The organism is Streptomyces sp. UH6 (assembly GCF_013421635.1).
In the GTDB taxonomy this organism is placed as follows: Bacteria; Actinomycetota; Actinomycetes; order Streptomycetales; family Streptomycetaceae; genus Streptomyces; species Streptomyces abyssomicinicus.
The window spans coordinates 1-1,225 of the sequence record NZ_JACADT010001328.1; the positions used below are offsets into that span (position 1 = coordinate 1).

General features: G+C 74.1%; 2 pseudogenes. Both read right to left on the reverse strand.

The window, feature by feature from the left end:
- A pseudogene (locus HW445_RS31640) lies at positions 1-517 on the reverse strand (5,6-dimethylbenzimidazole synthase); the annotation flags it as partial.
- A gap of 382 nt (positions 518-899) precedes the next feature.
- A pseudogene (locus HW445_RS31645) lies at positions 900-1,225 on the reverse strand (precorrin-6y C5,15-methyltransferase (decarboxylating) subunit CbiE); the annotation flags it as partial.

The window sequence follows — 1,225 nt, forward strand, 5'->3', positions numbered from 1 at the left end:
TGTCGTGGACACCGGTGACGTGCGAGGTCTCCGCCCGGGCGTCCTGCGGCCGGCCGTGGAAGCCCTGCTCGTGCGGACCCTGCCCGTGCGGACCCTGCTCGTTCATGCCCTGCTCCTGCACGCCGTGCGCGGCCGTGCCCGGCTCCTGGGTGGCCGGCGGCGCCTGCCCGGCGGCCTCCTGCTGGACCGTCTGCTGTTCGGCGTAGGCCTGGCCGGCGTAGGCGGCCTGCTGCTCGGCGGGGGTCGCCTGCGGCCCGACGTGGACGTGCTGTTCCGGGTAGGCCCCTTCCGGGTGACCGCCGTCCGGGTAGGCCCCCTCCGGGTACGCGCCCTCCTGCCCGGGCGGCACTTCGTTGCCCCAGGCGCCCTGGGCGCCCGGCAGCAGCAGGAGATCGTCTTCCTCGGCGGTCGGCTCGGAGAGGTAGGTGTAGGAACCCGGCGTGGCGACGCCCGGCTGCTCCACCGTGCCTGCGCTCTCCGGCAGCCCCTCGCCCGGGACCTGGCCGGTGTCGGTCATGCGTACCCCTCGCCCATCGGTTGATGCCTCTTACGACCTGCTCGTCCGGAGCGGCGCGCGGTCCGCCCGTCCTGTTGAACGAGCGGGCCCGCCGAGCGGCACGAGAGACCCGCCCACTCGGACGAGGAGGCGTCGACTCGCATTGTCGCCGTCCCCCGCCTTCCGACGCAGGCCGATTCGGCAAGGTCCGTCCTGGAACTCACCTTCTCGTGCGCCTCCGGCGCCGTCGTACCCCACCCGTCGGTCCACCCGGCGGTCTTGTCCGGACATGGTCCGACGAGAACCGAAATCCAGGCGCGGTACAACGATCGGCCAGCCTACCCCGCGCCCCGACACCGTTCGATCACGGGGCGCTACTGGAGGGGGGTCCGCGGAACGCCGCCTACGGGCGGTTGCGCAGCAGCTCACCGCAGAGCAGGAAGCCGACGCTCCTGCCCTTCTCGGTCCACTGCTCGGCGTCCAGCGCGACGGACTGCAGGAGCGAGCAGTCGACCCGGTAACCGCGCTCGGCCAGGCGGCGGCCCGCGAGTTCGGCGGCGTCCCGGGTGGGGACGTGGGCGGCGATCCGCTCGGGGCGCCGGTCGGCGGCGGCGGCGATCACGTCCGCTCCCCCACCGGTGATCCTCACCACATCGGGCTCCGGCAGGTTCTCCAGGACGTGCGGGGCGTCGCCCCGGACGACCTGGAGCTGGACCCCGGACCGGCGCG